Source organism: Streptomyces sp. NPDC023541, from assembly GCF_055559995.1.
Map to the genome: position 1 here is coordinate 1 of NZ_JBVHJO010000028.1, position 24880 is coordinate 24880.

25 protein-coding genes are annotated in these 24880 nt (G+C 72.7%); 16 read left to right on the top strand and 9 right to left on the bottom strand.

Going from position 1 to position 24880, the window contains the following annotated elements:
• Nucleotides 1–158: 158 nt before the first annotated feature.
• On the bottom strand, nt 159–587 hold the full coding sequence (locus tag ACZ3X1_RS35570) for a type II toxin-antitoxin system Rv0910 family toxin (RefSeq protein ID WP_467283470.1): 429 nt from the start codon (nt 585–587) through the stop codon (nt 159–161).
• A gap of 182 nt (nt 588–769) precedes the next feature.
• On the opposite strand from ACZ3X1_RS35570, the gene ACZ3X1_RS35575 reads away from it, so the two are divergent.
• Both ACZ3X1_RS35575 and ACZ3X1_RS35580 read left to right on the top strand, forming a co-directional pair.
• Complete coding sequence (locus ACZ3X1_RS35575) at nt 770–1726, top strand: EamA family transporter (protein ID WP_362630096.1); 957 nt, start codon at nt 770–772, stop codon at nt 1724–1726.
• A gap of 158 nt (nt 1727–1884) precedes the next feature.
• Entirely contained in the window at nt 1885–2895 is a 1011-nt protein-coding gene (locus ACZ3X1_RS35580) for a DMT family transporter (protein ID WP_467283473.1), read from the top strand.
• On the opposite strand, the gene ACZ3X1_RS35585 is transcribed toward ACZ3X1_RS35580, so the two are convergent.
• The gene (locus tag ACZ3X1_RS35585; RefSeq protein WP_356814114.1) at nt 2877–3575 is read right to left on the bottom strand and encodes a pyridoxamine 5'-phosphate oxidase family protein; all 699 of its coding nucleotides are present in this window, start codon (nt 3573–3575) and stop codon (nt 2877–2879) included. The two genes, ACZ3X1_RS35580 and ACZ3X1_RS35585, sit on opposite strands and share 19 nt — an antisense overlap.
• A 37-nt stretch (nt 3576–3612) precedes the next feature.
• Between ACZ3X1_RS35585 and ACZ3X1_RS35590 the strand changes: the two genes are divergently transcribed.
• The gene (locus ACZ3X1_RS35590) at nt 3613–4947 is read left to right on the top strand and encodes an aminotransferase class I/II-fold pyridoxal phosphate-dependent enzyme (RefSeq protein ID WP_467283475.1); all 1335 of its coding nucleotides are present in this window, start codon (nt 3613–3615) and stop codon (nt 4945–4947) included.
• A 677-nt stretch (nt 4948–5624) separates the two neighbouring features.
• Here the strand turns inward: ACZ3X1_RS35590 and ACZ3X1_RS35595 are convergent.
• Complete coding sequence (locus ACZ3X1_RS35595) at nt 5625–6629, bottom strand: DMT family transporter (protein WP_467283477.1); 1005 nt, start codon at nt 6627–6629, stop codon at nt 5625–5627.
• A 74-nt stretch (nt 6630–6703) separates the two neighbouring features.
• Here ACZ3X1_RS35595 and ACZ3X1_RS35600 point away from each other — a divergent pair, with 74 nt between their 5' ends.
• Nucleotides 6704–7612, top strand: coding sequence for a LysR family transcriptional regulator (locus ACZ3X1_RS35600; RefSeq protein WP_467283480.1), 909 nt, complete (start codon nt 6704–6706; stop codon nt 7610–7612).
• Nucleotides 7613–7742: 130 nt separating this feature from the next.
• Here the strand turns inward: ACZ3X1_RS35600 and ACZ3X1_RS35605 are convergent, their stop codons facing one another.
• A complete protein-coding gene (locus ACZ3X1_RS35605) occupies nt 7743–8201 on the bottom strand; it encodes a pyridoxamine 5'-phosphate oxidase family protein (RefSeq protein WP_356814119.1) in 459 nt (152 codons plus the stop codon).
• Nucleotides 8202–8277: 76 nt separating this feature from the next.
• Here ACZ3X1_RS35605 and ACZ3X1_RS35610 point away from each other — a divergent pair, with 76 nt between their 5' ends.
• Both ACZ3X1_RS35610 and ACZ3X1_RS35615 read left to right on the top strand, forming a co-directional pair.
• A complete protein-coding gene (locus ACZ3X1_RS35610) occupies nt 8278–8892 on the top strand; it encodes a cysteine hydrolase family protein (RefSeq protein ID WP_356814120.1) in 615 nt (204 codons plus the stop codon).
• Between the two features lie 308 nt (nt 8893–9200).
• Nucleotides 9201–9629 carry a subtilase-type protease inhibitor gene (locus tag ACZ3X1_RS35615; RefSeq protein WP_356814121.1) on the top strand — a complete coding sequence of 143 codons (429 nt, stop codon included), beginning with the start codon at nt 9201–9203 and terminating at the stop codon, nt 9627–9629.
• 53 nt (nt 9630–9682) lie between these two features.
• On the opposite strand, the gene ACZ3X1_RS35620 is transcribed toward ACZ3X1_RS35615, so the two are convergent.
• Nucleotides 9683–11113 (bottom strand): DUF2252 domain-containing protein, encoded by a 1431-nt coding sequence (locus tag ACZ3X1_RS35620; protein ID WP_467283486.1) that lies wholly within the window; start codon nt 11111–11113, stop codon nt 9683–9685.
• 171 nt (nt 11114–11284) lie between these two features.
• The gene (locus ACZ3X1_RS35625) at nt 11285–11623 is read right to left on the bottom strand and encodes a carboxymuconolactone decarboxylase family protein (RefSeq protein ID WP_467283488.1); all 339 of its coding nucleotides are present in this window, start codon (nt 11621–11623) and stop codon (nt 11285–11287) included.
• Nucleotides 11624–11937: 314 nt separating this feature from the next.
• Here ACZ3X1_RS35625 and ACZ3X1_RS35630 point away from each other — a divergent pair, with 314 nt between their 5' ends.
• From ACZ3X1_RS35630 to ACZ3X1_RS35670, 9 genes are all read left to right on the top strand, one after another.
• On the top strand, nt 11938–12909 hold the full coding sequence (locus tag ACZ3X1_RS35630) for a hypothetical protein (protein ID WP_467283490.1): 972 nt from the start codon (nt 11938–11940) through the stop codon (nt 12907–12909).
• A 52-nt stretch (nt 12910–12961) separates the two neighbouring features.
• Nucleotides 12962–14596: an MFS transporter gene (locus tag ACZ3X1_RS35635; protein WP_467283492.1), complete on the top strand. Its 1635-nt coding sequence runs from the start codon at nt 12962–12964 to the stop codon at nt 14594–14596.
• A gap of 85 nt (nt 14597–14681) precedes the next feature.
• Complete coding sequence (locus tag ACZ3X1_RS35640) at nt 14682–15530, top strand: HipA family kinase (RefSeq protein ID WP_467283495.1); 849 nt, start codon at nt 14682–14684, stop codon at nt 15528–15530.
• Nucleotides 15527–15910, top strand: a complete 384-nt coding sequence (locus ACZ3X1_RS35645; protein WP_467283497.1) for a DUF3037 domain-containing protein — start codon at nt 15527–15529, stop codon at nt 15908–15910. Before ACZ3X1_RS35640 ends, ACZ3X1_RS35645 begins: the two co-directional genes overlap by 4 nt.
• Before the next feature lie 121 nt (nt 15911–16031).
• The gene (fabG, locus tag ACZ3X1_RS35650) at nt 16032–16793 is read left to right on the top strand and encodes a 3-oxoacyl-ACP reductase FabG (protein ID WP_467283499.1); all 762 of its coding nucleotides are present in this window, start codon (nt 16032–16034) and stop codon (nt 16791–16793) included.
• A 28-nt stretch (nt 16794–16821) separates the two neighbouring features.
• The gene (locus tag ACZ3X1_RS35655) at nt 16822–17583 is read left to right on the top strand and encodes an SDR family oxidoreductase (protein WP_356814127.1); all 762 of its coding nucleotides are present in this window, start codon (nt 16822–16824) and stop codon (nt 17581–17583) included.
• A 152-nt stretch (nt 17584–17735) separates the two neighbouring features.
• Nucleotides 17736–19319, top strand: coding sequence for an ABC transporter substrate-binding protein (locus ACZ3X1_RS35660; protein WP_467283501.1), 1584 nt, complete (start codon nt 17736–17738; stop codon nt 19317–19319).
• A 110-nt stretch (nt 19320–19429) separates the two neighbouring features.
• Complete coding sequence (locus tag ACZ3X1_RS35665; RefSeq protein WP_356814131.1) at nt 19430–20098, top strand: uracil-DNA glycosylase; 669 nt, start codon at nt 19430–19432, stop codon at nt 20096–20098.
• A 94-nt stretch (nt 20099–20192) separates the two neighbouring features.
• Complete coding sequence (locus tag ACZ3X1_RS35670; protein WP_467283502.1) at nt 20193–20735, top strand: hypothetical protein; 543 nt, start codon at nt 20193–20195, stop codon at nt 20733–20735.
• Between the two features lie 420 nt (nt 20736–21155).
• Here ACZ3X1_RS35670 and ACZ3X1_RS35675 read toward each other — a convergent pair whose 3' ends face one another.
• Together ACZ3X1_RS35675 and ACZ3X1_RS35680 are read right to left on the bottom strand one after the other, a co-directional pair.
• On the bottom strand, nt 21156–21695 hold the full coding sequence (locus ACZ3X1_RS35675) for a hypothetical protein (protein WP_467283504.1): 540 nt from the start codon (nt 21693–21695) through the stop codon (nt 21156–21158).
• A gap of 121 nt (nt 21696–21816) precedes the next feature.
• Nucleotides 21817–22341, bottom strand: coding sequence for a DinB family protein (locus ACZ3X1_RS35680; RefSeq protein WP_356814680.1), 525 nt, complete (start codon nt 22339–22341; stop codon nt 21817–21819).
• An 83-nt stretch (nt 22342–22424) separates the two neighbouring features.
• On the opposite strand from ACZ3X1_RS35680, the gene ACZ3X1_RS35685 reads away from it, so the two are divergent.
• Nucleotides 22425–23330, top strand: a complete 906-nt coding sequence (locus ACZ3X1_RS35685) for a Gfo/Idh/MocA family protein (RefSeq protein WP_356814682.1) — start codon at nt 22425–22427, stop codon at nt 23328–23330.
• Here ACZ3X1_RS35685 and lnt read toward each other — a convergent pair.
• Complete coding sequence (gene lnt / locus ACZ3X1_RS35690) at nt 23275–24840, bottom strand: apolipoprotein N-acyltransferase (protein WP_467283506.1); 1566 nt, start codon at nt 24838–24840, stop codon at nt 23275–23277. The two genes, ACZ3X1_RS35685 and lnt, sit on opposite strands and share 56 nt — an antisense overlap.
• Between the last annotated feature and the right edge of the window lie 40 nt (nt 24841–24880).

Consider the following 24880-nt stretch of genomic DNA (forward strand, 5'->3'; position numbering starts at 1 on the left):
AGGGCCCCGGCGGTGAACACCCCCGCCCCAAACAGCCGAAACCATCGCCGGCCCCCCCCCACCTCCCCCCGCCGGCCCGGGCGGGGGGGGGGGCCCCCCCCGCGCCCCCCCCCCGGGGGGGCCCGCCGCCCTTCGGGTACGGGTGACCGGGGGCGGGGTCAGGCGACCAGGCCGGCGAGCTTGCGCAGTGACTCGTTCAGCGCGGCGGTGGCCGAGTCCTTCAGCTTGCCCGCCATCAGGGAGACGGCCGCCCCGGTGAACTCACCGTCGATGCGGACGGTGGTGGCCCCGCCGTCGGGCGTCAGCGTGTAGCGGGTCAGGACTGCGACGCCCATCGGGCCCTTGCCGGTGATGGCGAAGAGGCGTTCGTCCTCCAGCTCGGAGACGGTCCAGAGGACCTCGGCCGGGAAGCCCATCATCTTCATGTTCTCGGCGAAGGTGGATCCGACGGCCAGGGTCTGGGGGCCGCCCTGCGGGAAGTTCGTGTGGGTCATGCTCCACTGCCCGTAGGCGTCCCAGTCCGTCAGCCGGGACCAGAGCTTCGCGGCGGGCGCCTCGATGCGTGATTCCGCGGTGACTTCAGCCATGCGACCACCCCTTCTCGTCGGATGCGTGCGCGGAAGGTAGCCCTGGCGACCGGAACATTCAATACTGACGACCTGTCAGATCGGGTGGTGTCCGGGCCTGCCCCGCGGGACGTGATCTCAGGTGTGTCTCAACAGGTGTCACCGCAGTGACGCTCCTGACCCGCCCCTGTCATGATGGCGGGATGCAAGCGTCAGGGAAAAACGCCGGACTGGGCCTCGCCCTCGTCTCGGCGTTCGCGTTCGGTGGTTCCGGAGTGGCGGCGAAGCCGCTGATCGAGGCGGGTCTGGACCCCCTCCACATGGTCTGGCTCAGGGTGGCCGGCGCAGCGCTCGTGCTGTCCCCGCTGGCCTGGCGCCACCGCGACCTCCTCCTGCGCAGGCCCGCGCTGCTCGCCGGCTTCGGCCTGGTGGCCGTCGCCGGTGTGCAGGCCTTCTACTTCGCCTCCCTGTCCCGGATCCCGGTCGGCGTGGCCCTGCTGCTGGAGTACCTGGGTCCGGCGCTGCTGCTCGGCTACATCCGCTTCGTACAGCGCAAGCCGGTGACGCGGGGGGCCGCCGCGGGCGCGGCCGTGGCCGTCGTCGGCCTGGCCTGCGTGGTCGAGATCTGGGCCGGACTCAGCCTGGACCTGCTCGGTGTGCTCTTCGGCCTCGCCGCGGCCTGCTGCCAGGCCTTCTACTTCGTCTTCGCCGACCAGGGCGCCGACGGCGAGGACGCTCCCGACCCGCTCGGCGTGATCGCCTACGGAATGCTCATCGGTGCCCTGGTGATGACGGCGATCGCCCGGCCGTGGGAGATCGACTGGCATGTGCTGGGCGGCGAGGCCTCCGTGGGCGGCACCATGGTGGCCGCGCCGGTGCTGCTCGGCTGGGTCGTGCTCGTCGCGACCGTCTTCGCGTACGTGACCGGCGTGGTCTCGGTACGCAGGCTCTCGCCCCAGGTCGCGGGCGTGGTGGCCTTCCTCGAGGCCGTCGTGGCCACCGTGCTGGCCTGGATCCTGCTCGGCGAGCACCTCTCGACCTGGCAGATCGCCGGCGGAGCCCTGGTACTGGGCGGTGCGTTCATCGCGCAGTCCTCCCGGCCGGCCCCGAAGCCCGCGGCGGAACCGGCCCCAATGGACCGCGAACCCACGAGGGCCTAGTGTGACCGGCATGCATTCGACCGTGCTTCCGCCTCCCGCGTCCTAGCGGGCGGCGCCCCACGATGACGGCCAGGCCCGGGCAGTGCTCGGGCGGGCCGGTGCTGCCCGCGAAGCGATGACCGGATCTCTCATCCTTCACGCACGCACGGAGAACACACGTGTCGAACCATTCGCCCGCTGCCGGGCGCAGTCTGCTGTACCTCGTCGTCGCCGGAGCCGCCTGGGGCACCGCCGGGGCGGCCGCTTCCCTCCTCTTCCTGGCCAGTGACCTCGGCCCGCTCGCCCTGTCGTTCTGGCGGTGCGCGGGCGGGCTCGTGGTGCTGCTCGGGGTGCTCGCCCTACGGCGGAGCCGTCCCGGGTGGGCGCGGGCGCGGGCTTCCGCGGTCTCGCAATCCGCGGGCTCCCTCATCGTGACCGGGCTGTTGTTCACCGTCTTCCAGGCCGCCTACTTCGCCGCCGTGCGCGAGACCGGGCTGGCCGTGGGCACCGTGGTCACCCTCGGCGCCGGGCCCGTTCTCATCGCGCTCGGAGCGCGCTCCCGGATGGGTGAACGCCTCGGCCGCGGCGGCGCGGTCGCCGTCGTGGGCGCGCTCGCCGGACTCGCCGTCCTGGTCCTGGGCAGCGGGGGCGCCGAGGTGCGCCCGCTCGGTGTCGGCTGGGCGCTGCTGTCGGCGTCGGGGTACGCGGGGATGACCCTGCGGGCCCGCCGGCTCGGGCGGCTGGGGGCGGGCGGGGACCCGCTGGTGACCACCGCCTGGTCCGTCGCGGTGGGCGCGGTGTGCCTGCTGCCGCTCGCCGCGGCGGAAGGGCTGCTGCCGCACACCGCCGAGTTGGGGCGGGTGCTCTGGCTGCTGCTGTACGTCGCCACCGTGCCGACGGCGCTGGCGTACGCGCTCTACTTCACAGGCGCCGCGGCCGTGCGTGCCGCGACCGTGTCGGTGATCATGCTGATCGAGCCGGTGAGTGCGGCGGCGATCGCCGTCCTCGTGCTCGGGGAGCGGCTGACCGGAGCCGTGGTGCTGGGCACCGTACTGCTGCTGGCGGCGGTCGGTGCGCTGATCGTGGCGGAGTCCCGCCGCCCGGCGGGCCGGCCCGCGGAGCCGGCCGAGCCCGCCGAGCCCGCCGGGCCCGCCGCCGGGCGGCCGGTTGCTCAGAGCGCGGTGAGGTAGTCGGGGACGGCGATGCCGGGGTCCAGGTCCTCGGCGGGCACGGGGGTCCCGTACACCCTGCTGACCGGGACCACGCCCGCCCAGTACGGCAGGCCCAGGTCCTCGGCATCGTCGTTCGACGGTCCCGTCCGGAGCTTCGCCGACACCTCGTCCAGGTCCACCCGGATCACCGCGGTGGCCGCGAGTTCCCTGGCGTTGGCCGGCCGTACGTCCCCGGAGCGGCCCGGGGCGACGGCGTCGATCATGGCGTCCAGCGCCGTCCGGCACTCGTCCTCGTCGGTCACCTGGTGGGCGGTGCCGTGGACGACCACCGAGCGGTAGTTGAGCGAGTGGTGGAAGGCCGAGCGGGCCAGCACCAGGCCGTCGACGTGGGTGACGGTGACGCAGACGGGCAGGCCCGGGTCGGTGCGGCCGGCCGCGAGCAGGGGGCGGGACCCGGTGGAACCGTGCATGTAGAGCGATTCTCCGACCCGGGCGAACAGCGTCGGCAGGACCACCGGCGCGCCGTCGCGGACGAAGCCGAGGTGGCAGATGTAGGCCTCGTCGAGTATCGAGTGCACCGTGTCGCGGTCGTAGCGCGCCCGGTCGCGGGAGCGGGTGGGGACCGTGCGGTCGGTGGGCTCGTACGCACCGGTCGTCCCGGTGCTCTGCGTCGTCTCCGTGGCAGACGTGGCGGTCATGGTGCGGACTCCATTGCACTAGTGCATAATGTCGTTTGTGCTAGGAGAGTATCGGATTACAGGGCGCCGCACATCTGAAATCGCGGCCAGCGTCGAAGCGGGCGTGGCATCCGGGGCGCTGCCGCCCGGATCGCTGCTGCCGCCGATGCGGGAACTGGCGGGTGTGCTGGGCGTCAACCCCAACACCGTGGCGGCCGCCTACAGGACACTGCGCGAGCGCGGGGTCATCGAAACGGACGGGCGCCGCGGAAGCCGCGTGCGCTCGCGCCCGTCGAGCACCCCGCGGGACGCGCTGCGGATGGCGGTGCCGCCCGGCGTAAGGGACATCGCGCAGGGCAATCCGGACGTGTCGCTGCTCCCGTCGCTGGACGGGCCGCTGGCGGCCGCCGCCCGCCGCTACGGGCGGGCGCCCACCCTCTACGGGGAGGACCCGGTCGCGCCCGACCTGGCGCGGATCGCCCGCGCCGACTTCGACGCGGACGGAGTGCCGTCCGGGCCGGTGGCGGTGACCTCGGGTGCGCTGGACGCGATCGAACGGGTCCTTACCGCCCACCTGAGGCCCGGGGACGCGGTGGCGGTCGAGGACCCGGGCTGGGGCGGCGCGCTCGACCTCGTCCCCGCGCTCGGGCTGCGGACACTGCCGGTGGCGGTGGACGACGACGGGCCCCGGGCCGACGCGGTGGCCCGGGCCCTCGCGGCCGGAGCGCGGGCCCTGATGGTGACCTCCCGGGCGCAGAACCCGACCGGCGCGGCGGTGAGCGCGGAACGGGCGGGCGAGCTGCGCGAACTGCTCGCGCGGCACCCCGGCGTGCTGCTGATCGAGGACGACCACGGAAACGGGATCGTCGACCTGCCGTTGCACCCGCTGGGCGGGGTGACCCGGCACTGGGTGCTGATCCGGTCCACGGCCAAGGCGTACGGGCCGGACCTGCGGCTCGCCGTGCTGACGGGCGACGAGGTGACCCTGGACCGGGTGCGGGGACGCCAGCGGCTGGGCCCGGGGTGGGTGAGCCGGCTGCTCCAGGACGCGGTGGCGGAGCTGTGGACCTCGCACGCCGTGGACCGGGCCGCGGTCGCGCGGGCCTACGCGGAGCGGCGGGACGCGCTGGTGGAGGCCCTGCGGGAGCGGGGGGTACGGGCGCACGGCCGGAGCGGGCTGAACGTGTGGGTGCCGGTGGCCGACGAGACGGTGGTCGTCACGAGGCTGCTCGCCGCGGGGTGGGGGGTGGCCGCCGGGGCCGTCTTCCGGGTCGAGGCGGGACCGGGGGTGCGGCTGACGGTGTCCCAGCTGGAGGTCGCGGAGGTGCCGGTGCTGGCGGACGCCGTGGCCGCGGCGGTCCGGCCGGGCGTGGCGGGCGGACGCGGCGACTGACTGCTGGTCGCGTCCGTCGGTGCGCCGGTCGCGCCCCGGGGACCCGCGCGATGCCCGCCCGGTGGTCCTGCCGACAGGACCACCGGGCGGGCATCGCGGTCCTGCCGGCGGCGCGGGGCGAACCGGTCAGGCGGTGAGCTCCAGCAGGCCCTTCCTGGGGAGGACGAGACCACAGAGGGCCACCGCCGCGCCCAGGCCGCGGAACACCGTGCGGGACAGCGGCGACGGGCGCGTCATGAGGGTCGGCGCCGGCTCCGGGCTGCCGCGGTCGAGCCGTCCCGGAGCGCGTCGGCATCGTCGGCCCGCCGTTCCAGCGCCATCGCCGAGCCGCGGACGTCGGGCGCGACAAGGACGCCACCTGCCGTCGGCATCAGGCCGCAGGCCGGGGACAAGACGCCGATGCCCGTGTAGGGCTCCCGCAGGACGTGCGATCGCCACCAGGGGGGTGTTTCGTCGATCAGGCCGGGCTCGCGCGCCCCGGCACCGCGCCTCGCCGCGTCGTTCTCGGTCGACGCCGCTCCGCGTCGCCTCCCCCGTCCGCCTTGCGATGCTTCCCCTCGGCCCTGCGGGGCTGGGGAGGCCCCATGGCACCGGCCCCAGCTCCCGATCGGCCCGATCGGGAGCGCAGACACCGCTGAGGTCCGGCCGGGAGACTACGCGACGCTCCCCGGCCTTCCTCAGGCAGGCTTGCGGGAGGCGGCGCGGGTCTGGGCGAGGGCGGCGCCCGCCAGGACGATCGCGGCGCCGACCGGGGTGTTCCAGTGCAGCTGCTCGCCGAGGACCAGCACGCCCGCCGTGGTCGCGATGACGGGGATGAAGTAGGTGACCATCTGGGCGGTGGTCGGGCCGACCTCCGTCACCAGGCCGTACTGCATCTGCAGGGCCATGCCGGTGCCGAGGGCGCCCAACGCGACCACCGACAGGGTCGGCCAGAGCGGGAACGAGGCCGGGGTGGAGGTGAACAGTGCGCTGACCAGTGCGAGCTGGAGGGTGGAAACCATGAGCTGGCCGCCGGTCAGGGCCACCGGAGAGCCGGGGGTACCGGCCAGCGTACGGCGGACGTAGATCCAGCCGACGGGGTAGCAGAGCGAGGCCAGCAGGGCGAACGCGGTGCCCTTGCCGTCGACGCCGGAGAAGCCGTTCCAGGCGCCGAGCACGGTCAGCACGCCGAGGAAGCCGAGGCCCAGGCCGGCGAAGCGGCGGCGCGTCGGGCGGTCCTCGGAGAGGGCGATCAGCGACAGCGCCATGCCCCACAGGGGGGACGTGGCGTTGCAGATGCCGGCCAGGCTGGAGGGGATGCTCAGCTCCGCGTACGCGAAGAGCGAGAAGGGCGCGGTGTTGAGCAGGAGCGCCGCCACGGTGAGGTGGGCCCAGGTGCGCAGGCCCCGGGGGAGCGGCTCACGGCGGACCAGGAGCACGGCGAGGAGGGCGAGCGCCCCGAACAGGACCCGGCCCAGTGCCACCTGGAAGGGCGCGAACGCCTCGGTGCCCACCTTGATCAGCAGGAAGCTGAAGCCCCAGATCACCGAGAGGATCGCGAACCGCATCCGCCAGTCGAGGAGGCCGCGCCGACGGGTGGCCGTGGCCGGAGCCGTCGCGGCCGCCGTCCCGGTCACGGTGGCGGTGGCGGCCACCGGGGAAGAGGTCGGAAGGGTGGGCCGAGGGGCCGCGGGTGCGCTCATACGCCTTACTGTGCTCGTATCAACTTCGTAGGACAAGCGAGAGTTTCTCGGGATGACGACGTAGCATTGCTTACATGTTGAACCTGGAGCGCCTGCGCACCCTCGACGCCCTCGCCCGCCACGGTTCGGTCAGCGGTGCGGCCGACGGACTCCACGTCACCACCTCCGCCGTGTCCCAGCAGATGGCCAAGCTGGAGCGCGAGGTCGGCCAGCCCCTGCTGGCCAGGAACGGCCGCGGCGTCCGCCTCACCGACGCCGGACGGCTGCTCGCCGAGCACGCGGCCCGGATCATCTCCCAGGTGGAGCAGGCCCAGGCCGATGTCGAGGCCCAGCGCGGGTGCGCCGTCGGCGAGCTGCGCATCGGCGCCTTCCCGACCGCCATGCGCGGGCTGCTGCCGCGAGCCCTGACCGCGCTGCGCGCCGGCCACCCGGACCTGCGGGTGCGGGTGCGCGAGCAGGAACCCGAGGAGAGCATGGCGGCCGTCGTGCGCGGCGACCTCGACATGGCTCTCGCGATCGACTGGCACAACAAGCGGATGCCGGTCCCAGCGGAGCTCACCCGCACGCACCTGCTGGACGACTCCGTCGACATCGCGGTCCCGTCCCGGCACCGGCTGGCGGACCGCAGCACGATCTCCCTCGCCGAGTTCGCGGACGACGAGTGGATCTCCTGGAACGAGGGCCAGTTCTGCCACGAGTGGCTGGTCTTCACGCTGCGCGGTACGGGCATCGAACCGCGCATCGCGCACATCGCCGAGGAGCACCACACCCAGCTCGCCTTCGTGGAGGCCGGACTCGGGGTCTGCGTCGCGCCGAAGCTGGGACGCGGGCCGGTGCCGTCGGGAGTGCGGCTGCTGCCCGTCTGCGACGCCGTACGCCGCCACGTGTACGCCGTATGGCGCGCGGACGCCGACCGCCGACCCTCCATCCGGGCCGCGGTCGACGCCCTCCGGGCGACGGCCGCCGAGCTCCAGCACGCCTGAGGGCCTGTCCCGTGATCCCCGGCGGGCTTCCGAGTACGTCCAGTACGCGGCGGGGTCCTCCGCCTCGCGCAGCACGGCACCCGACAGCGCCGGCGCGGCCGGCAAGATCCGAAAGAGACGACCTGCAGCGTCAGATCTTGCGGAAGTCCCAGGAGACCACCGTGTCGGGGGTGAGGCGGATCCAGGCGTGCCGTCCGTCGTGCGGCATCTCCTCGATCCCGAAGTTCTTGACCGGGAAGATCCGCTCGGGCTCCGCCAGTTCGGGGCACGGCTCGCCCGTGCGCGGGGCCTCTCCCACGAACACCGCGCTGCCGGACAGCTCCACGCCGCGCAGCTCGTGGTAGGACTCGCCCGCGTCCACGACCACCGAGATCCGCGGGTCCTTGCGCAGGTCCGCCCAGCGGCGGCTGCGGGTGATCGAGTACAGCCACAGCGAGGTGCCGTCCCACGCGAACCACAGGGCGCCCACGTGCGGGCGGCCGTCCGGCGACACCGTCGCCACCCGGCAGGTCCGCTGTTCCCGCAGGAACGCGTCCACTTCCGCCCCGCTCATCATGATGCGGCGCCCCCGCCGCTGAGTCTCGTCCATCGGTCCCGCACCCCTTCACATCTGACTATGTGTCAGGAATCATGAAGGCTCTTCCGACGCCACGCCAGGGGGAGTCATGCCGGATCTCGATCCCGCCACCACCGCGCTGCTCACCGTCGAGTGCCAGAACGGTGTCGTGGGCGAGGAGTCCGCGCTGCCCGAACTCGCCAAGGCGGCACGGGACTCCGGGATGCTGGGGCGGGTGGCCGCGCTGGTCGACGCGGCGCGCGGGGCCGGCGTGCAGGTGCTGCACGCGGTGGCCGAGCGGCGCCCGGACGGGCTCGGGGCCAACGGCAACGCACGGCTCTTCCGGGCCGCAGGGAAACTGCCCGTGCGGCAGCTGACCGGCACTCGCGCGGTGGAGGTGGCCGCGCCCATCACCGTGGCCGACCGGGACCTCGTCGTACGCCGGCTGCACGGGCTCTCGCCCATGGCCGGCACGGACCTCGACGCGCTGCTGCGCAACCTCGGGACGCGGACCCTCGTCGTCACGGGAGTCTCCTCCAACATCGCCATCCCGAACACCGTCTTCGACGCCGTGAACCTCGGCTACCAGGTCGTGGTCCCGGCCGACGCCATCGCCGGAGTGCCCGCCTCCTGTACCGCCGAGGTGATCCGCAACTCGCTCGCGCTGGTGGCGGCCGTCACCACGACCGAGGCGCTGCTGGACGCGTGGGCCCGCGCGAGCTGACCGGAGCGCACACATCCGGACAAGCTGGGTAGCCGTCCGGTGAACCCCGGGCGCCCAGCGGCGGTGCGGCGTCCGCAACGTCGCACGTCATCGCCGGGTTCCTGCGGCGGTCGCTGCGCGTGACGGCTCGGTCGCACCCCGTCTGAGCTGCTCGAACGACCATTCGGCAACCGGTATGCGAACAGGGTGTCCGTAAATCGGTCGTCGATGTGCAATGCCCCTTCGGCTCAGCAAGGATTCGATGCAACAAGACGCGATTACGTAAGTGTCCATCGCGTTCAACCATCGAATCGAAAGTGAGTCTTCTCGTGCGTCACCGTCGCTCAGCCGCCGTCTCCGCCGCCGCGCTCCTCTGTCTCGCCGGTGCCACCGGCATCGCGCAGGCGCAGCCCGACAGCCTCTACGCCCCCTCGGCCATGGTCTTCAGCGTCGCCCAGGGGGACGACGTTTCCGCGCCCACCGTCGTCCGCGCCACCACGGTCAGCTGCGCACCGGGCGCCCAGGGGACGCACCCCGACCCCAAGGCCGCGTGCGCGGCCCTGAAGTCCACCGGCGGCTCGTTCGACCGGCTGCTGTCCGCGCCGAACCCCGACCGGGCGTGCCCGATGCACTACGCCCCCGTCACCGTGTCCGCGGTCGGCGTGTGGGAGGGCCGCCGCGTGGCCTGGGACCACACGTTCTCCAACTCCTGCACCATGGCGGCGACCCTGAACGGCAACGCGGTCTTCGCGTTCTGATCGGGCGCCTCCCAGGACGGCGCCACGGGAGGGGGTGCCGTCCGGACGCGCGGTCAGGCCGCCGGAAGTTCCCGTACGGGCAGGCGGCCCGCCCGCACCGCGTCGACCAGGGCTTGGTGATCGCGTTCGTTCTGGTCGGCGTACGCCTCGGCGAACTCCGCGAGCGCCCGGTCGAAGACGTCGCCGCGGCCGAGGTAGGCGGCGACAGCCACCCGGTCGCCGGACCGGGCGTGCGCGCGGGCCAGGGTCATCCCGCAGGCGTTGCCGAAGGTCTCCAGCTGCCCGGGTGACATGGTCTCCGGCATCGCGACGCCCTTCCAGTCGCGCAACTGGCGGACGTAGAAGTCCCGCTTCCTGCCGTCGATGCCGTCCACCCGCTCCCAGCCGAGGAAGATGTCGCTCGCCGCCTGCATCAACCGCTGTCCCGAGACCACGCGTTCGCCCTGGTTCCGGTACAGGCTGGCGCCGACGTGGTCGGCGAGCACGGAGGTGTCGGCCTCCTTGGCCTGGAGGAAGAGCGGGTCGCGGCCGTCCCTGCCGAGCAGGAGCAGGATCCAGCACCGGGTGCCGACGCTGCCGACGCCCACCACCTTGCGGGCGACGTCGACCAGGCGGTAGTCCTCCAGCAGCGCGCGCCGGTTGCTCTCCAGTGTGCGGCCGTAGCGGCCGACCAGTGAACTCATCCGGTCCACGAGCTCGTCGCGCTCCTCATCCGGCAGCAGGTCGCCGAGGGGCACCAGCAGCGGGGGGTCCGCCGCGATCCGCGGGCTGCCGTCGACCACCTCGGTGAGCTTGTCGAAGACCTGCAGGCTGTCGCGCGACCGGGCCTTCGCCATCGCCGCGGCCAGCTTCTTGCGGCCGTGCTTGTCGAGCTGTTCGGTGACGAGGGCCTCCAGGCCCTCGGCGTCGATCTTCGCGTACCAGACGTCGAGATTGCCCATCCCGGCGAAGCGGATCATCGCCTCGCGGTACGAGCGCACCGCGGAGTTCACGATGCGGGCACGCTCGGCTTCGTCGAAGCCGTTCGCCCGGGCGGCGATGACCAGACTCGCGGACAGTCGTTTGACGTCCCACTCCCAGGGTCCGGGCAGCGTCTCGTCGAAGTCGTTGATGTCGAACATCAGCCGCCGCTCCGGCGAGGCCAGCAGGCGGAAGTTCAGCAGGTGCGCGTCACCGCAGAGCTGTACCGCGATCCCCGAGTCGGGGCTGCCGGCCAGGTCGGACGCCATGATCGCGGCGGCTCCCCGGTAGAAGCGGAACGGGGACTCCGTCATCCGCGCGTAGCGGATCGGGACCAGCTCGGGCACCCGCGTCGCGGACTGCGCCTCCAGGATCGCCAAGGGATCCGGCCTCGCGGGAGGGGGCTGGTACACGGCATGCCCTGACCGGGGGCAGCGGCTGCGGGCCTCCTTGCCGATGGCCGCGCGCTCCTCGGGCGTGGCCTCGGGCACCGCGCGCATCGCGGTGATCGCACTCCGGGGCATGGAGGCCTCCTGACTGACTGCCTCGCTGACTGACTGACGGGCCTGACCGATCCGCCTGCGCGCCCGACCACCCGACCGCCCGACCGTCCGCGTCGTACGCACGCCGCCCGCACCCCCGGGAACGGCTGCCGGGCCGGGCCCCGGGGCGCCTCTGGGCCGCTGCCCCACGTGTCAGCCCATGGCGTCCATCTCCGCCTGGGCCTCGGCCTCGGCGACGGCGATGGCCACGCCGAGCGCCCTGGTGATGTTGCCCGCGGCCGTCATGACGCGGGCGGTGCCGACGATGGGGGCGATGGCGACCAGGACGTCCTGCAACTGCTCCGCCGTCAGCCCGGCCTTGAGCGCCGGGTCGATGTGCGCGAGGTAGGAGATCGGGGGAGCGTCCGAGGCGGCGAGGGCCGCGATCCGGATCAGGAGCAGCATGTTCGGGTCCATCCCGCAACGCTCGAGCGAATCGCCCGTCATGGCGGCGAGGGTGTCCAGAACCGGGGTTTCAGATGCAGTGGACATGTCGCATGCCCTCCTGGGGTTTGGCGCGCGCCCTGGCGCGGGGACTGGGGCCAAAGGGGCGGCCGCCCCGAGTCCCGGCACGCCGCCTCGCCCTCAACTCTAGGTCTGCCCACCGCGGTGCGCGCGAGGGCGCTCAGCGGCCACCGTACGGGGCGGGCCCGGTACGCACGGACACCGTCCTGAGGGGTGCGCCGCCGGGCCCCGGTCCCGCCGCCCCGGTCTGCGGCAGACCCGTGCGGCCCACGGGGATGCGGGGGCGGAGCGTGCTGCGCAGCATGGAAGCAGCCTCGTCCGACCGGAGCCGGGAGCCTTCCGTGAAGAGACCGAGCCGCGCACCGGTGGCCCTCCTGACGGCCGCCCTCACCGTCCTCGCCGCGCTCACCGCCCTGCCGGGCGGCCCGGCGGCCGCGTTCACGGGGGACAACCACGAGGACATCACCCGGCGCGCCCTGCCGTGGCAGCCCGCCACGCTGACCGCCATGGCCGACGCCCGCGACGGGGCGGTCAACGCCGACGACAAGCGCCCGTACTTCGACCTCGGACCCCTGCACTGCGACAACGCCGACTACCTGCCGCCGCGCTACGCCCCCGACTACCCGCGCAGCCGGGACGAGGCCACCACCGAGCTCGTCGCCTGCGTCGGTACGTCCGTCGCGCGGTTCCGCAACGCCGTAAGGGCGGCCGACGGCCTCGTCGACGCCGACGGGCGGGTGCGCGCGGACCAGACCGACCTGTCGGTGCCCTGCACCTGGGACGAGCGGCCCGGACCGGCCAAGTGCGCCGTCCTCGAACAGCTCGGCCGCGGCTGGCACCCGCTGGAGGACTTCTACTCGCACTCCAACTGGGCCGACCGGGCCGCCCCCGGCGCGCTCGGGATCGCCAACCCGCCGGGGCTGGGCCGTACCCAGGTCGCCCCGTTCTTCGACATCCGCCGCTACAGCGGGATGAAGGACGCCGACTGGACGCGGGAGGTCCGGGACCTCGTCCCCGAGGACCTGGCGACCGGCTGCTACCCGGACTTCGACTCCACCGGGGTCAAACCCGCGAGCTGCGACGGCCGCGTCGCCCACAACCGGGACCTGAACAAGGACACGCCCGCGTCCGCCCGCGCGAAGACGGGCGACAACTTCCGCCGGGCCACCGCGGGGGCGACCGCGGAGATCACCCGCCAGTGGAAGTCCTTCGAGGACGAACTCCGCTCCGCCTACCCCGAAGGCCGGCGCGGCGCACAGATGGTCTGCGCCCTCGTCCACGACGACCCGGTGGCCGACTGCCCGTCCGGCTGACTTCCGGGCGGGTCGTCCGGCCCGTCCTGACGTCGGCTGGAAGCATGCACGCATGGCATCCAGGGCAGGGACGGCGACCGGGAACCCGGCGAAGGCGCGACTCGTCCTGATGACACTGGCGGCGGGCCAGTTCCTGATGGCGCTCGACAGCTCCGTCATGAACGTCTCCATCGCCACGGTCGCCGACGACATCGGCACGACCGTCACCGGGATCCAGGGCGCCATCACGGCCTACACCCTCGTGATGGCCATGCTCATGATCCCCGGCGGCAAGGTCGGGGTGCTGATCGGCCGCAAACGCGCCTTCCTCATCGGCTGCGTCATCTACGGCTGCGGCTCCCTCGTCACCTCGCTCGCACCCAACCTCACGGTGCTGCTGATCGGCTGGTCCTTCCTGGAGGGGCTCGGGGCCGCGCTCATCCTGCCCGCGATCGTCGCGCTCGTCGCCGGCAACTTCCCCGTCGAACGCCGCCCCGGCGCCTACGGCCTCGTCGCGGCGGCCGGCGCGATCGCCATCGCGCTCGGGCCCCTCATCGGCGGGATCGCCACGACCTACTTCTCCTGGCGGTGGGTCTTCGCCGGCGAGGTGCTGGTGGTGGCCGGCATCCTCCTGCTCGCCCGCCCCATCGCGGACGCCGTGGGCGAGGAACGTCCCCGCATCGACCTCGTCGGCGCCGTCCTGTCGGCGCTCGGGCTCGGGACCTTCGTCTACGGGGTGCTCCGCTCCGACGAGTGGGGCTGGTTCAGGCCGAAGGCGGGCGGGCCCGCCTGGCTCGGGGTCTCCCTGACCGTCTGGCTGATGCTCCTGGGGATCTTCCTGATCTGGCTCTTCCTCCGCTGGGAGCACCGTCTCGTGAGGCGGCGCCGGGAGCCCCTGGTCGACCCGGCCATGCTGGAGAACAAGCAGCTCGCCGGCGGGCTGACCATGTTCTTCTTCCAGTACCTCGTGATGATGGGCGTCTTCTTCGTCGTCCCGCTCTACCTGTCGGTGGCCCTCGGGCTGTCGGCACTGGCCACCGGCGCCCGGCTGCTGCCGCTGTCGGTGACGCTGCTGGCCGCCGCCGTCCTGATCCCGCGGTTCCTCCCGGACGTGTCGCCGCGCCGCGTGGTCCGGCTCGGGACCCTGGGCCTGCTCCTCGGAGCGGTGATCCTCATGGCGGCGCTCGACGCGGACGCGGGGGCGGAGGTGCTCACCGTCCCCCTGCTGCTGATCGGCTTCGGGATGGGCGCGCTGGCGTCCCAGCTCGGATCGGTCACCGTGTCGGCGGTGCCGCAGTCGCAGTCCGCGGAGGTCGGAGGCGTCCAGAACGCCGTCACCAACCTCGGCTCCTCCATCGGCACGGCCCTCGCCGGGTCGATCATGATCGCGGCGCTCACGTCCTCCTTCCTGACCAGCGTCCAGGCGAACCCGGCCGTCCCGAGCACCGTCAAGAGCCAGGCGACGGTGCAGCTCGCGAGCGGCGCGCCCTTCCTGTCGGACGCCCAGCTGCAGAGTGCGCTCGCCGAGGCAGGTGTCAGCCCGGATGTGACCGAGGCCGCGCTGCGGGCGAACGAGGAGGCGAGGCTGGACGGGTTGCGGGCGGCCCTCGCCATCCTCTCCTTCGCCGCGCTCATCGCGCTGTTCTTCACCCAGCGCATCCCGACGGCCCAGCCCTCCTCGACGGAGGCGGACCACCCGTCGGCGTGAGCATCGGACCGCCCGGATCCGCAGGATCCGCCCGGGGCGAAAAAACCTTTGATCGTCCACGTTGTCCGCCCTATAGCCTGGGAAAATGCTCACAGAAGTGATCGCGACCCGCTATGTGACGCCCCTGCGTGAGGGCGGCTCGCTCCCGGGGATCGTCGAGGCCGACGACCTCGGGACCTACGTCATGAAGTTCACCGGAGCCGGCCAGGGCCGCAAGACCCTGGTCGCCGAGGTCATCTGCGGCCGCCTGGCCCAGCGGCTGGGGCTGAGGGTCCCCACGCTGGTGCAGATGCAGCTCGACCCCGTGATCGGGCTCGCCGAGCCCGACCAAGAGGTCCAGGAGCTGCTCAAGGCCAGCGGCGGACTCAACCTCGGCATGGACTACCTGCCGGGCTCCATCGGCTTCGACCCGCTCGCGTACCGGGTGGACCCGGCCGAGGCGGGGCGCGTGATCTGGTTCGACGCCCTGATCAACAACGTCGACCGGTCGTGGCGCAACCCGAACATGCTGGTCTGGCACGGGGACCTGTGGCTCATCGACCACGGCGCCACCATGATCTGGCACCACAACTGGCCCACGGCGCAGGCCGCCGCCGCCAAGCCGTACAACGCCTCCGACCACGTCCTCGCCCCGGTGGGTCCGGACATCGAGGGCGCGGCAGCCGCGCTCGCGCCCCTGGTCACGGAGGAACTGCTCACAGAGGTCACCGCCGAGGTCCCGGACGAGTGGCTGGTCGACGAGCCGGGATTCGACACCACCGACGCGCTGCGCCGGGCCTACGTGGAGGCGTTGCTGCCGCGCGCGGCCACGATCCACGAGAGGATCTCGCTGGAGGCCGAGGTCAAGGCACCGGCCGGCCCTCCCGGCTGGCTCACCGACCACCTGCCGGAATGGCCCCACAAGACCCACACGAAGAAGAGCGGCGACGAGTGACCAAGCGGGACGTGTTCGAGTACGCGCTGGTGCGCGTGGTGCCCCGGATGGAACGCGGCGAGTGTTTCAACGCCGGCGTGATCGTCTACTGCCGGGCGCATTCCTACGTCGCCGCGCGCACCCACCTCGACGAGGCGAAGCTCCTCGCGCTGGACCCGGCGGCCGACGTGGCCGGCGTACGGGCCGCGCTGCGCGGGGTCGAGGGCGTGTGCGCCGGCGGGGAAGCGGCGGGGCAGGCTGCGGGTGACGACGCGGGGCGGCGGTTCCGCTGGCTGATCGCCCCGCGCAGCACGGTCGTGCAGCCGGGGCCGGTGCACACGGGCCTGACGGCCGACCCCGCGGCGGAGGTGGAGCGGCTGCTGGATCTCCTCGTCCGCTAGCCGGTGTCGAACCGGCGGCCGTTGACACGGGGTGCCAGGGCTCCTAGCGTCTCCTCAGCTGAAGCTACTAAGCGGTTGCTCACCTCTGGGCGGCCGCCTCTCTAGGGCGAGGAGAACCAGCATGTCCACCACCGAGCAGCGCGTCGCGATCGTGACCGGGGCGGCCCGGGGCATCGGCGCGGCCACCGCCGTACGCCTGGCCGCCGAGGGCCGCGCCGTCGCAGTACTCGACCTCGACGAGGCGGCCTGCGAGGACACTGTGGAGGCCATCGCGGCGGCCGGCGGCCGGGCCCTGGCGGTCGGATGCGACGTCTCGGACGGCGCCCAGGTGGAGGCGGCCGTCGAGCGCGTCGCCGCCGAACTCGGCGCCCCCACCATCCTGGTCAACAACGCCGGTGTGCTGCGCGACAACCTGCTCTTCAAGATGAGCGAGACCGATTGGGACACGGTCATGAACGTGCACCTGCGCGGCGCCTTCCTGATGTCGAAGGCGTGTCAGAAGTACATGGTGGAGGCCAAGTTCGGCCGCATCGTGAACCTCTCCAGCAGCTCGGCGCTCGGCAACCGCGGCCAGGTCAACTACTCCGCGGCCAAGGCCGGTCTGCAGGGCTTCACCAAGACCCTGGCCATCGAGCTCGGCAAGTTCGGCGTCACCGCCAACGCCGTCGCCCCCGGCTTCATCGTCACCGAGATGACCGCCCAGACGGCCGCCCGCGTCGGCATGGGCTTCGAGGACTTCCAGGCCGCCGCGGCCACCCAGATCCCCGTCCAGCGCGTCGGCCGCCCGGACGACATCGCCAACGCCATCGCGTTCTTCACCGGCGAGGCCGCCGGCTTCGTCTCCGGCCAGGTCATGTACGTGGCCGGCGGCCCCCTCAACTGACGCAACGACGAGAGGCAGGGCGTACGTCATGACGTACAGCGGTACCGACAGCGGCAAGGTCGCGCTGATCACCGGGGCGAGCCGGGGCATCGGCTACGGCATCGCCGAGGCGCTGGTCGCCCGGGGCGACCGGATCTGCATCACCGGGCGCAATGAGGAGGCCCTCAAGGAGGCTGTGGAGCTCCTCGGGGCGGACCGGGTGATCGGAGTGGCCGGCAAGGCGCACGACGAGGCCCACCAGGCCCTCGCCGTCGAGCGCACGATGGAGGCCTTCGGCCGGGTCGACTTCCTCGTGAACAACGCCGGCACCAATCCGGTCTTCGGCCCGATCGCGGACCTGGACCTCGGGGTGGCACGGAAGGTCTTCGAGACCAACGTGATCTCGGCGCTCGGATTCGCCCAGCGGACCTGGCACGCCTGGCAGAAGGAGAACGGCGGCGCGATCGTGAACATCGCCTCCATCGCCGGCGTCTCCGCCTCGCCCTTCATCGGCGCGTACGGGATGAGCAAGGCCGCCATGGTCAACCTCACCCTCCAGCTCGCCCACGAGATGGCGCCGGGGGTCCGGGTCAACGCGATCGCCCCGGCGGTGGTCAAGACGAAGTTCGCCCAGGCGCTCTACGAGGGCCGGGAGCAGGAGGCCGCGGCGGCCTATCCGCTCGGCCGGCTCGGGCTCCCGGAGGACATCGGCGGGGCCGCGGCGTTTCTTACATCTGCACAAGCGGAATGGATCACCGGGCAAACTCTGGTCGTCGACGGTGGGATGTTCCTCAATGCCGGGGTCCACTGACCGATAATCGGACACATTTGCCTCCGAAAGGGAGGTAAATGTGTATCGAATATGCACGGAACCGGTCAAGTGCCTCACGAAACCGACCCATTGGATTCGTGGGGCACTGCGGTAGGGTCTGCCGCACCCCTGGCTGATCGAGGAGCGTGCACGTGTTCAACCGGACCAGATGCCTGCAGATCACTGCGGCCCTTGCGTCCATATCCCTGCTCGCCGGTTGCGGCCTGCTGTCGGATGACGACGGCGACGAAGCGAAGCGGATCGTCGTCGGGACCACGAGCGCGCCGAGCACCCTCGACCCCGCCGCTGCGTGGGACGGCTCCTGGGAGCTGTACCGGAACGTCTACCAGACCCTCCTGGCCTTCCCCACGGGCTCCACCAAGCCCCAGCCGGACGCCGCCCAGAACTGCGAGTTCACGGACGGCGCGAGCCAGGCGTACCGGTGCACCCTGCGCAAGGGCCTGAAGTTCTCCAACGGCGAGCCCCTCGACGCCAAGGCCGTCAAGCACTCCCTCGACCGGATCAGGACGATCGGCTCCAAGGTCGGCCCGAAGGACCTCTTCGGCAGCCTCGACAAGATCGAGACCCCGGACGCGCTGACGGTGGTCTTCCACCTGAAGACCTCGGACGCCACCTTCCCGTACGTCCTCGGCTCCCCGGCGGCCTCGCTGGTCGCCCCCAAGGACTACCCGGCCGACAAGGTGCGCGAGGACGGCAAGATCACCGGCTCCGGCCCCTACGTGCTGGAGTCGTACAAGGAGGGCGGCCAGGCCGTCCTCAGCGAGAACAAGGGATACGCCGGCTTCGCGAAGCGCCAGAACAAGGCCGTGACCATCCGCTACTTCGCGGACTCCGAGAAGATGGTCGCCGCCCTGAAGGCCAAGGAGCTGGACGCCACCTACCGAGGCCTGTCCGCCCCGCAGATCACCGACCTGCAGAACCCCGCCGCGCACGCGCAGGGCGTCCAGGTCGTCGAGAACGTGGGCGCCGAGATCCGCTACCTGGTCTTCAACCCGAAGGACCCGGCGGTCAACAAGCTCGCGGTCCGCCAGGCCATCGCCCAGGTCATCGACCGCGGCACGCTCGTCTCCAAGGTCTACCAGGGCACCGCCGAGCCGCTGTACTCGATGGTTCCCAAGGGCGTCGTCGGCCACAAGACGCCCTTCTACGACAAGTACGGCGCCGCGGACGTCGGCAAGGCCAAGAAGATCCTCAAGGAGGCCGGCATCAACCAGCAGGTCGACCTGACCTTCTGGTACACCACCGACCGGTACGGCTCCTCCACCGCCGAGGAGTTCACCGAGATCAAGCGCCAGCTGGACGAGAGCGGCCTCTTCAACATCACCCTGCGCAGCCAGCCCTGGAAGGCCTTCCAGGAGGGCTACAAGGGCCAGGAGTACCCGGTCTTCGGCCGAGGCTGGTTCCCCGACTTCCCGGACCCCGACAACTTCATCGCACCGTTCGTCGGCAAGGAGAACGCGGTCGGCACCCCGTACGAGCAGAACGAGATCCTGACCGAGCTGCTGCCCAAGTCCCGCCGCGAGGGCGACCGCTCCACCGGGGTCCAGCAGTTCGAGAAGGCCCAGCAGATCTTCGCCGAGGACGTCCGGCTGCTGCCCCTGTGGCAGGGCAAGCTGTACGTCGCCGCACGCGAGGACATCGCGGGCGCCGAGCGGGCCCTCGACCCGCAGACCGCCATGCAGATGTGGGAGCTGTACCGCAAGACCAGCTGGTAGCCGCCGCCCGCCCGGGCGACCGTCCCGGGCGGCCGACGCGTTGTCAGTGGCCCCCGGTAGGTTCTGAGCAGTTGCACGAACTTGTACCGGAGGTTGTCGCCGTGACCCAGATGCTGCCCGAGTCCTGGCTCCCCGTCCTCGGCGGGGAGCTGGACCAGCCCTACTTCAAGGAACTCACCGAGTTCGTCGAGAAGGAGCGGGCCAACGGGCCGGTCTACCCGCCCCGCGAGCAGGTCTTCGCAGCCCTGGACGCCACACCCTTCGACCAGGTGAAGGTCCTCGTCCTCGGCCAGGACCCGTACCACGGCGCCGGCCAGGGCCACGGCCTGTGCTTCTCCGTGCGGCCCGGGGTCAAGACCCCGCCCTCGCTGCGCAACATCTACAAGGAGATGAAGGAGGAGCTCGGCCTGGAGGTCCCGGACAACGGGTACCTGATGCCGTGGGCCCGGCAGGGCGTCCTGCTGCTCAACGCGGTGCTCACCGTCCGCGAGGCCGAGCCGAACTCGCACAAGGGCAAGGGCTGGGAGAGGTTCACCGACGCCGTGATCCGCGCGGTGTCCGAGCGTCCCGACCCGGCCGTGTTCGTCCTGTGGGGCGCCTACGCCCAGAAGAAGATCCCGCTCATCGACGAAGAGCGGCACGTGATCGTCAAGGGCGCCCACCCCTCGCCGCTGTCGGCGAAGAAGTTCTTCGGATCCCGGCCCTTCACCCAGATCAACGAGGCCATCGCCGCGCAGGGGCATGAGCCGATCGACTGGCGGATCCCGGACCTCGGCTGACGTCCCACCGCGCCTCGGCGCCTTCACCGGTACCTCCGGCTAACTTCTTGACGACCGGACCGGAACGGGTCCGGCAGAGCAAGCCGGAGGCGCCGTGACCGAGCAGCAGGAGGCGTCGGAGGACGCCGTCATGACGAGGATCGGCCAGGCGGTCATCCTGCTGCACGCCGGTGACCGCGAGGAGGCCCGCAACCGGCTCGGCGCCATCTGGCAGGAGATCGGCGAGAAGGGGGACTGCTTGCACCGGTGCACCCTCGCCCACTACATGGCCGACGCCCAGGACGACCCCGCAGACGAGCTGGCCTGGGACCTGCGGGCCCTGACCGCCGCCGACGCCCTGGGCGACGGGCGCGGGGACGGGGACGACGGGCCCGGGACCGGGCGGCCGGCGCTGTGGGAGCCGCGTCCCGCGATGCGCGTGTTCTACCCCTCCCTGCACCTCAGCCTGGCCACCGACTACCTGAAGCTCCGGCGGCCACAGGCCGCCCGGATCCACCTGGCGCGTGCGCGCGCGGCCGCCGCGGCACTGGCCGACGACGGCTACGGCAACGGCGTACGGGCCGCCATCGCACGGCTGGAGCGCCGCCTCGCCGCGGAACCGGGCGCGGGGCCGCAGCCCTTTCCCGAACAGTCCTGAGGGCTGTCCCGTCATCCCCGGCGGGCGCACGACGACAGCTACGGCACCCCGCTGCGTTGTCGGAACTCCCGGATACGCCCGGTATCAGGACGCTTTCCGCCGTGCGATGCACCGCCTCTGACGCCGCGCGCTGATCCACCGGGGATTTCGGGACAGCCCTTGGGCCGCGTCCGCAAAGTCCCGCCTGCTCCGCGGCGCCTGCCGCCGCACCTCGCTGCGTTGTCGCGCCCGCCCGGATGCGCCCCGTCTCAGGACGCTCCTCCGCCTTGCGGTGCACGGCACCAGACGGCCGCGGGGCCCGGCTTCGGGCGGCCGGCGCTACCTTGCGCACCCGTCCGGGGATGGTTTTGCCGATCATGCCGGCTCGCGGCGCCCGGCATGATCGGCAAGGCACCCCTGGCAGGACGCGCCCCCGACGCCTCAGCCGCCGTGGACGCCCGCGCAGATCCGGGCTTCGGGGCTGTCTGGGTGCCAGCGGCCGTGGCGCCGGCCCAGCGCGCAGACGTCGGCCGGGCGCACCGGCAGCTTCCGCACCAGCTCACGCTCCGCCTCGGCGCCGGGCCGGGCGTGCCGCCGGGAGCTGTCAGGACGCCCCGCAGAGGGCACGGCGGCCCGCCGGGGCTCCGGGATGTCGGGGACCGGCGGAGCGCCCGGTACGGGCCCGCCCGGGGCGCTCCGGGCCGGGCTGTCGGCGGCCCGCGGGGCCGGAGTCGCGGACGTCGGCCGCGCGGCCTGCTCCGGGGCCGCCTCCACGGCCTCCAGCGCCTCCAGGGCGGGTGCGCGGACGGCCACGGGCTCGGCCCCCGGCCCGCCGCGCGGCTCGTGCCGGGGCGGGGCCCCGGCGGCGGGGGCCGCCGCGGGCTGCACGGGTCCGGGGCTCACATTGACGCAGCCGGAAACCGCCGAAACGGCGCAGGCGACTCCGAGCAGCAGCTTTGTCGTGGTTCGCGTTGGATGCACCCGCGCAACTCTGCTGTGCGAGGACCCCGTTGTGAAAACCGGGAGCCCATATTCACCCCGCACGGGTGACGGGCGGAGGGGTGACCGGCGGATCGCGGGCCACCCCCGGGCCGCCCCCTGCTCATTCGCCGGTGGCGCCGTCTATCTGCTCGCGCAGCAGGTCCGCGTGGCCGTTGTGGCGCGCGTACTCCTCGATCATGTGGGTGTAGACCCAGCGCAGGCTGAACACTTCGCCGCGGTGGTGGCTGTCGGCCTTCGACAACAGGTCCAGCGATCGGCCCGCCGTGGCCTGCCGAGCCAGTTCGACCTCCGTGCGCCACACCTGCTCGGCCTCGGCCCAGGTGGCCGCCTCGGTGAAGTGGAAGTCGCCGTCCCGGTCCTCGTCCGTGACGTACAGCTCGGGCAGGTCCTCGCCCAGCATGATCTCCCGGAACCAGTACCGCTCCACCTCCGCCATGTGCCGTACGAGGCCCAGGAGGCTCAACTCGGAAGGCGCGAGCGAGGTCCTGCGCAGCTCTTCGTCCTGCAGCCCCTCGCACTTCCACAGGAGGGTGGCACGGTGGTAGTCGAGCCAGCCGTCCAGCATCTCCCGCTCGTCGGCGGTGGTGGAGGGCTCGTCGCGGTGTGATCCTGAACTGGTGGTCATGAGGATCATCCTCGATGAACGGGGCCCCGACCACCAGGGATTAAGCTGCCAAGATCCCACAAGGACCGAATTTGGAGGCCCCGGTGAAGGTCGGCTGCATCGGACTCGGCGACATCGCGCAGAAGGCGTACCTGCCCGTCCTCACCGCCCGCGCGGACGTCGAACTGCACCTGCAGACGCGCACCCCCGCCACCCTGCAGCGGGTGGGCGACACCCACCACGTCCCGGCCGCGCGGCGGCACACCGATCTCGACGCCCTGCTCGCCCAGGACCTGGACGCGGCCTTCGTGCACGCCCCGACCGGAGCCCACCCCGAGATCCTCACGCACCTGCTGGAAGCCGGCGTACCCACCTACGTCGACAAGCCGCTCGCCTACGAGTTCGCCGCGTCACGGCGGCTGGTGGAACTGGCCGAGAAGCGCGAAGTGTCCCTCGCCGTCGGCTTCAACCGCCGCTTCGCGCCCGGCTACACGCAGTGCGCCGACCACCCGCGCGACCTGATCGTCATGCAGAAGAACCGGGTCGGCCTGCCCGAGGACCCGCGCACGCTGGTGCTCGACGACTTCATCCACGTCGTCGACACCCTGCGCTTCCTGCTGCCCGGCGAGGCCGACCGCACCGACGTCCGCGCCGTGGTGCGCGACGGGCTGATGCACCAGGTGGTGCTGCACCTCTCCGGCCCCGGATTCAGCGCGCTCGGCATCATGAACCGGCTCTCCGGCTCCAACGAGGAGGTCCTGGAGGTCTCCGGCAAGGACACCAAGCGGCAGGTCCTCAACCTCGCCGAGGTCATCGACCACAAGGGCCAGCCCACCGTGCGCCGCCGCGGGGACTGGGTGTCCGTCGCCCGCCAGCGCGGCATCGAACAGGTCGTGGACCACTTCCTGGAAGCGGTCGCGGCGGGCCGGACCCTCAGCGCGCGCGACGCGCTGCTCACCCACGGGCTGTGCGAGACGGTGGTGGAATCGGCTCTGGAGCAGGCCTCCTGAGCGACCGCGCACCCACCACCGCACAGTGGGCGGCCAGTACGGCGAGGGCCGCGGCCACCGGCCAGGCACCGAAGCGCACGAAGAGCGTCGAGCCCCGGGCGAGCGGCACCTCGTACACCTCCGCGGTCCGCGCGGACGTGGGCAGGGCGGGGCCGATCCGCTCGCCCGACGGGCCGTGCACCACGCTGACCCCGGTGAGGGTGGCGTGCACCATCGGGCGGCCGTTCTCGGCCGCCCGCAGGGCCGCCAGGGACGCGTGCTGGGCGGGGGCCCAGCTGTCCTGGAAGGTGGAGGTCGCCGACTGGGCGACGAGCAGGGAGGCCCCGTCGAGGGTGAGGCGCCTGCTCATGTCGGGGAAGGCCGACTCGAAACAGACCAACGGCCCCACCCGGACACCGGCGCGCCCGTCGGGCCGCCCGGGCAGGTCCATGACCACGGGCGAGTCCCCGCGCATACGGTCCTCGCCGGCCGCCCGCCCGACCGAGGTGGCCCATCCGAGCAGCGTCCGGGCCGGAACGTACTCGCCGAACGGCACCAGCCGCATCTTGTCGTACCGGTCACCCGTGGGGCCCGCGGGACCGACCATGACGGCGCTCTTGTAGATGCCCGGCCGGTCCGCCCGCCGCGCGTCGACGTTCACCAGCAGCGGCGCCCCGACCTCCGCCGACAGCGCGGCCAGCCGCCGGGCCAGGTCCGGACGGGCCGACAGGTCCTCGCCGACACTGCTCTCGCCCCACACCACGAGGTCCACGCCCTGCCCGGCCAGCGGCCGCGTCAGCCGCTCCCCGGCCGCGAACCGCCGCTCCGCACTGTCCGGGCCGTCCGGCACCAGCCCCGGCTGAACGACGGCCACGCGCAGGCCTCCCGACTCCGCGGGCCGGGCCGCCCACAACCACACCACGCCCGTCAGCAGCGCACAGCCCGTGAGCCCGGCCACCGCCGGGACCCGCGCCCCCGGCACCGCGAACAGCAGCACCAGGGCGCAGTTGACCGCCACCAGTAGCAGACTGACCAGCCACACCCCGCCCACCGAGGCCAGCCGCAGCGCCGCCGGGACCTGCCACTGGCTGGCCCCCAGCAGCCCCCACGGCCCGCCCAGCCCCTGCCAGGACCGGACCACCTCCGACAGCAGCCACCCCGCAGGTACGACGACCAGCGCCCAGGCGGCCCGGCCCGCCGAGGGGCGCCCGCCGAGCAGCTGCCGCACCAGCAGCGCCCAGGGGATCGACAGCAGGCCCACCAGCGCGGCCACCGGCATCAGGAACACGTGCAGGCTCGGCAGCAGCCAGTGGTGCACGGCCACGACGTATCCGGCGCCGCCGAGCCAGCCCTCCAGGCCGGCCCGCCGGCCGGTCGGGGCCGACCGCAGCAGCAGCATCCAGGGCACCAGTGCGACGCAGGCGAACCACCAGAGGGCGGGGCCGGGGAAGGCGAGCGCGGGCAGGGCGCCGGCCGCGAGCGCCGCCGGCGCCCGCCACCGGCGCGACCACCCGCTGTGCGTCGGGACCATGGCGCCTCCGCTTCCAGTGTGGGCAGTGCCGGGCGGACCT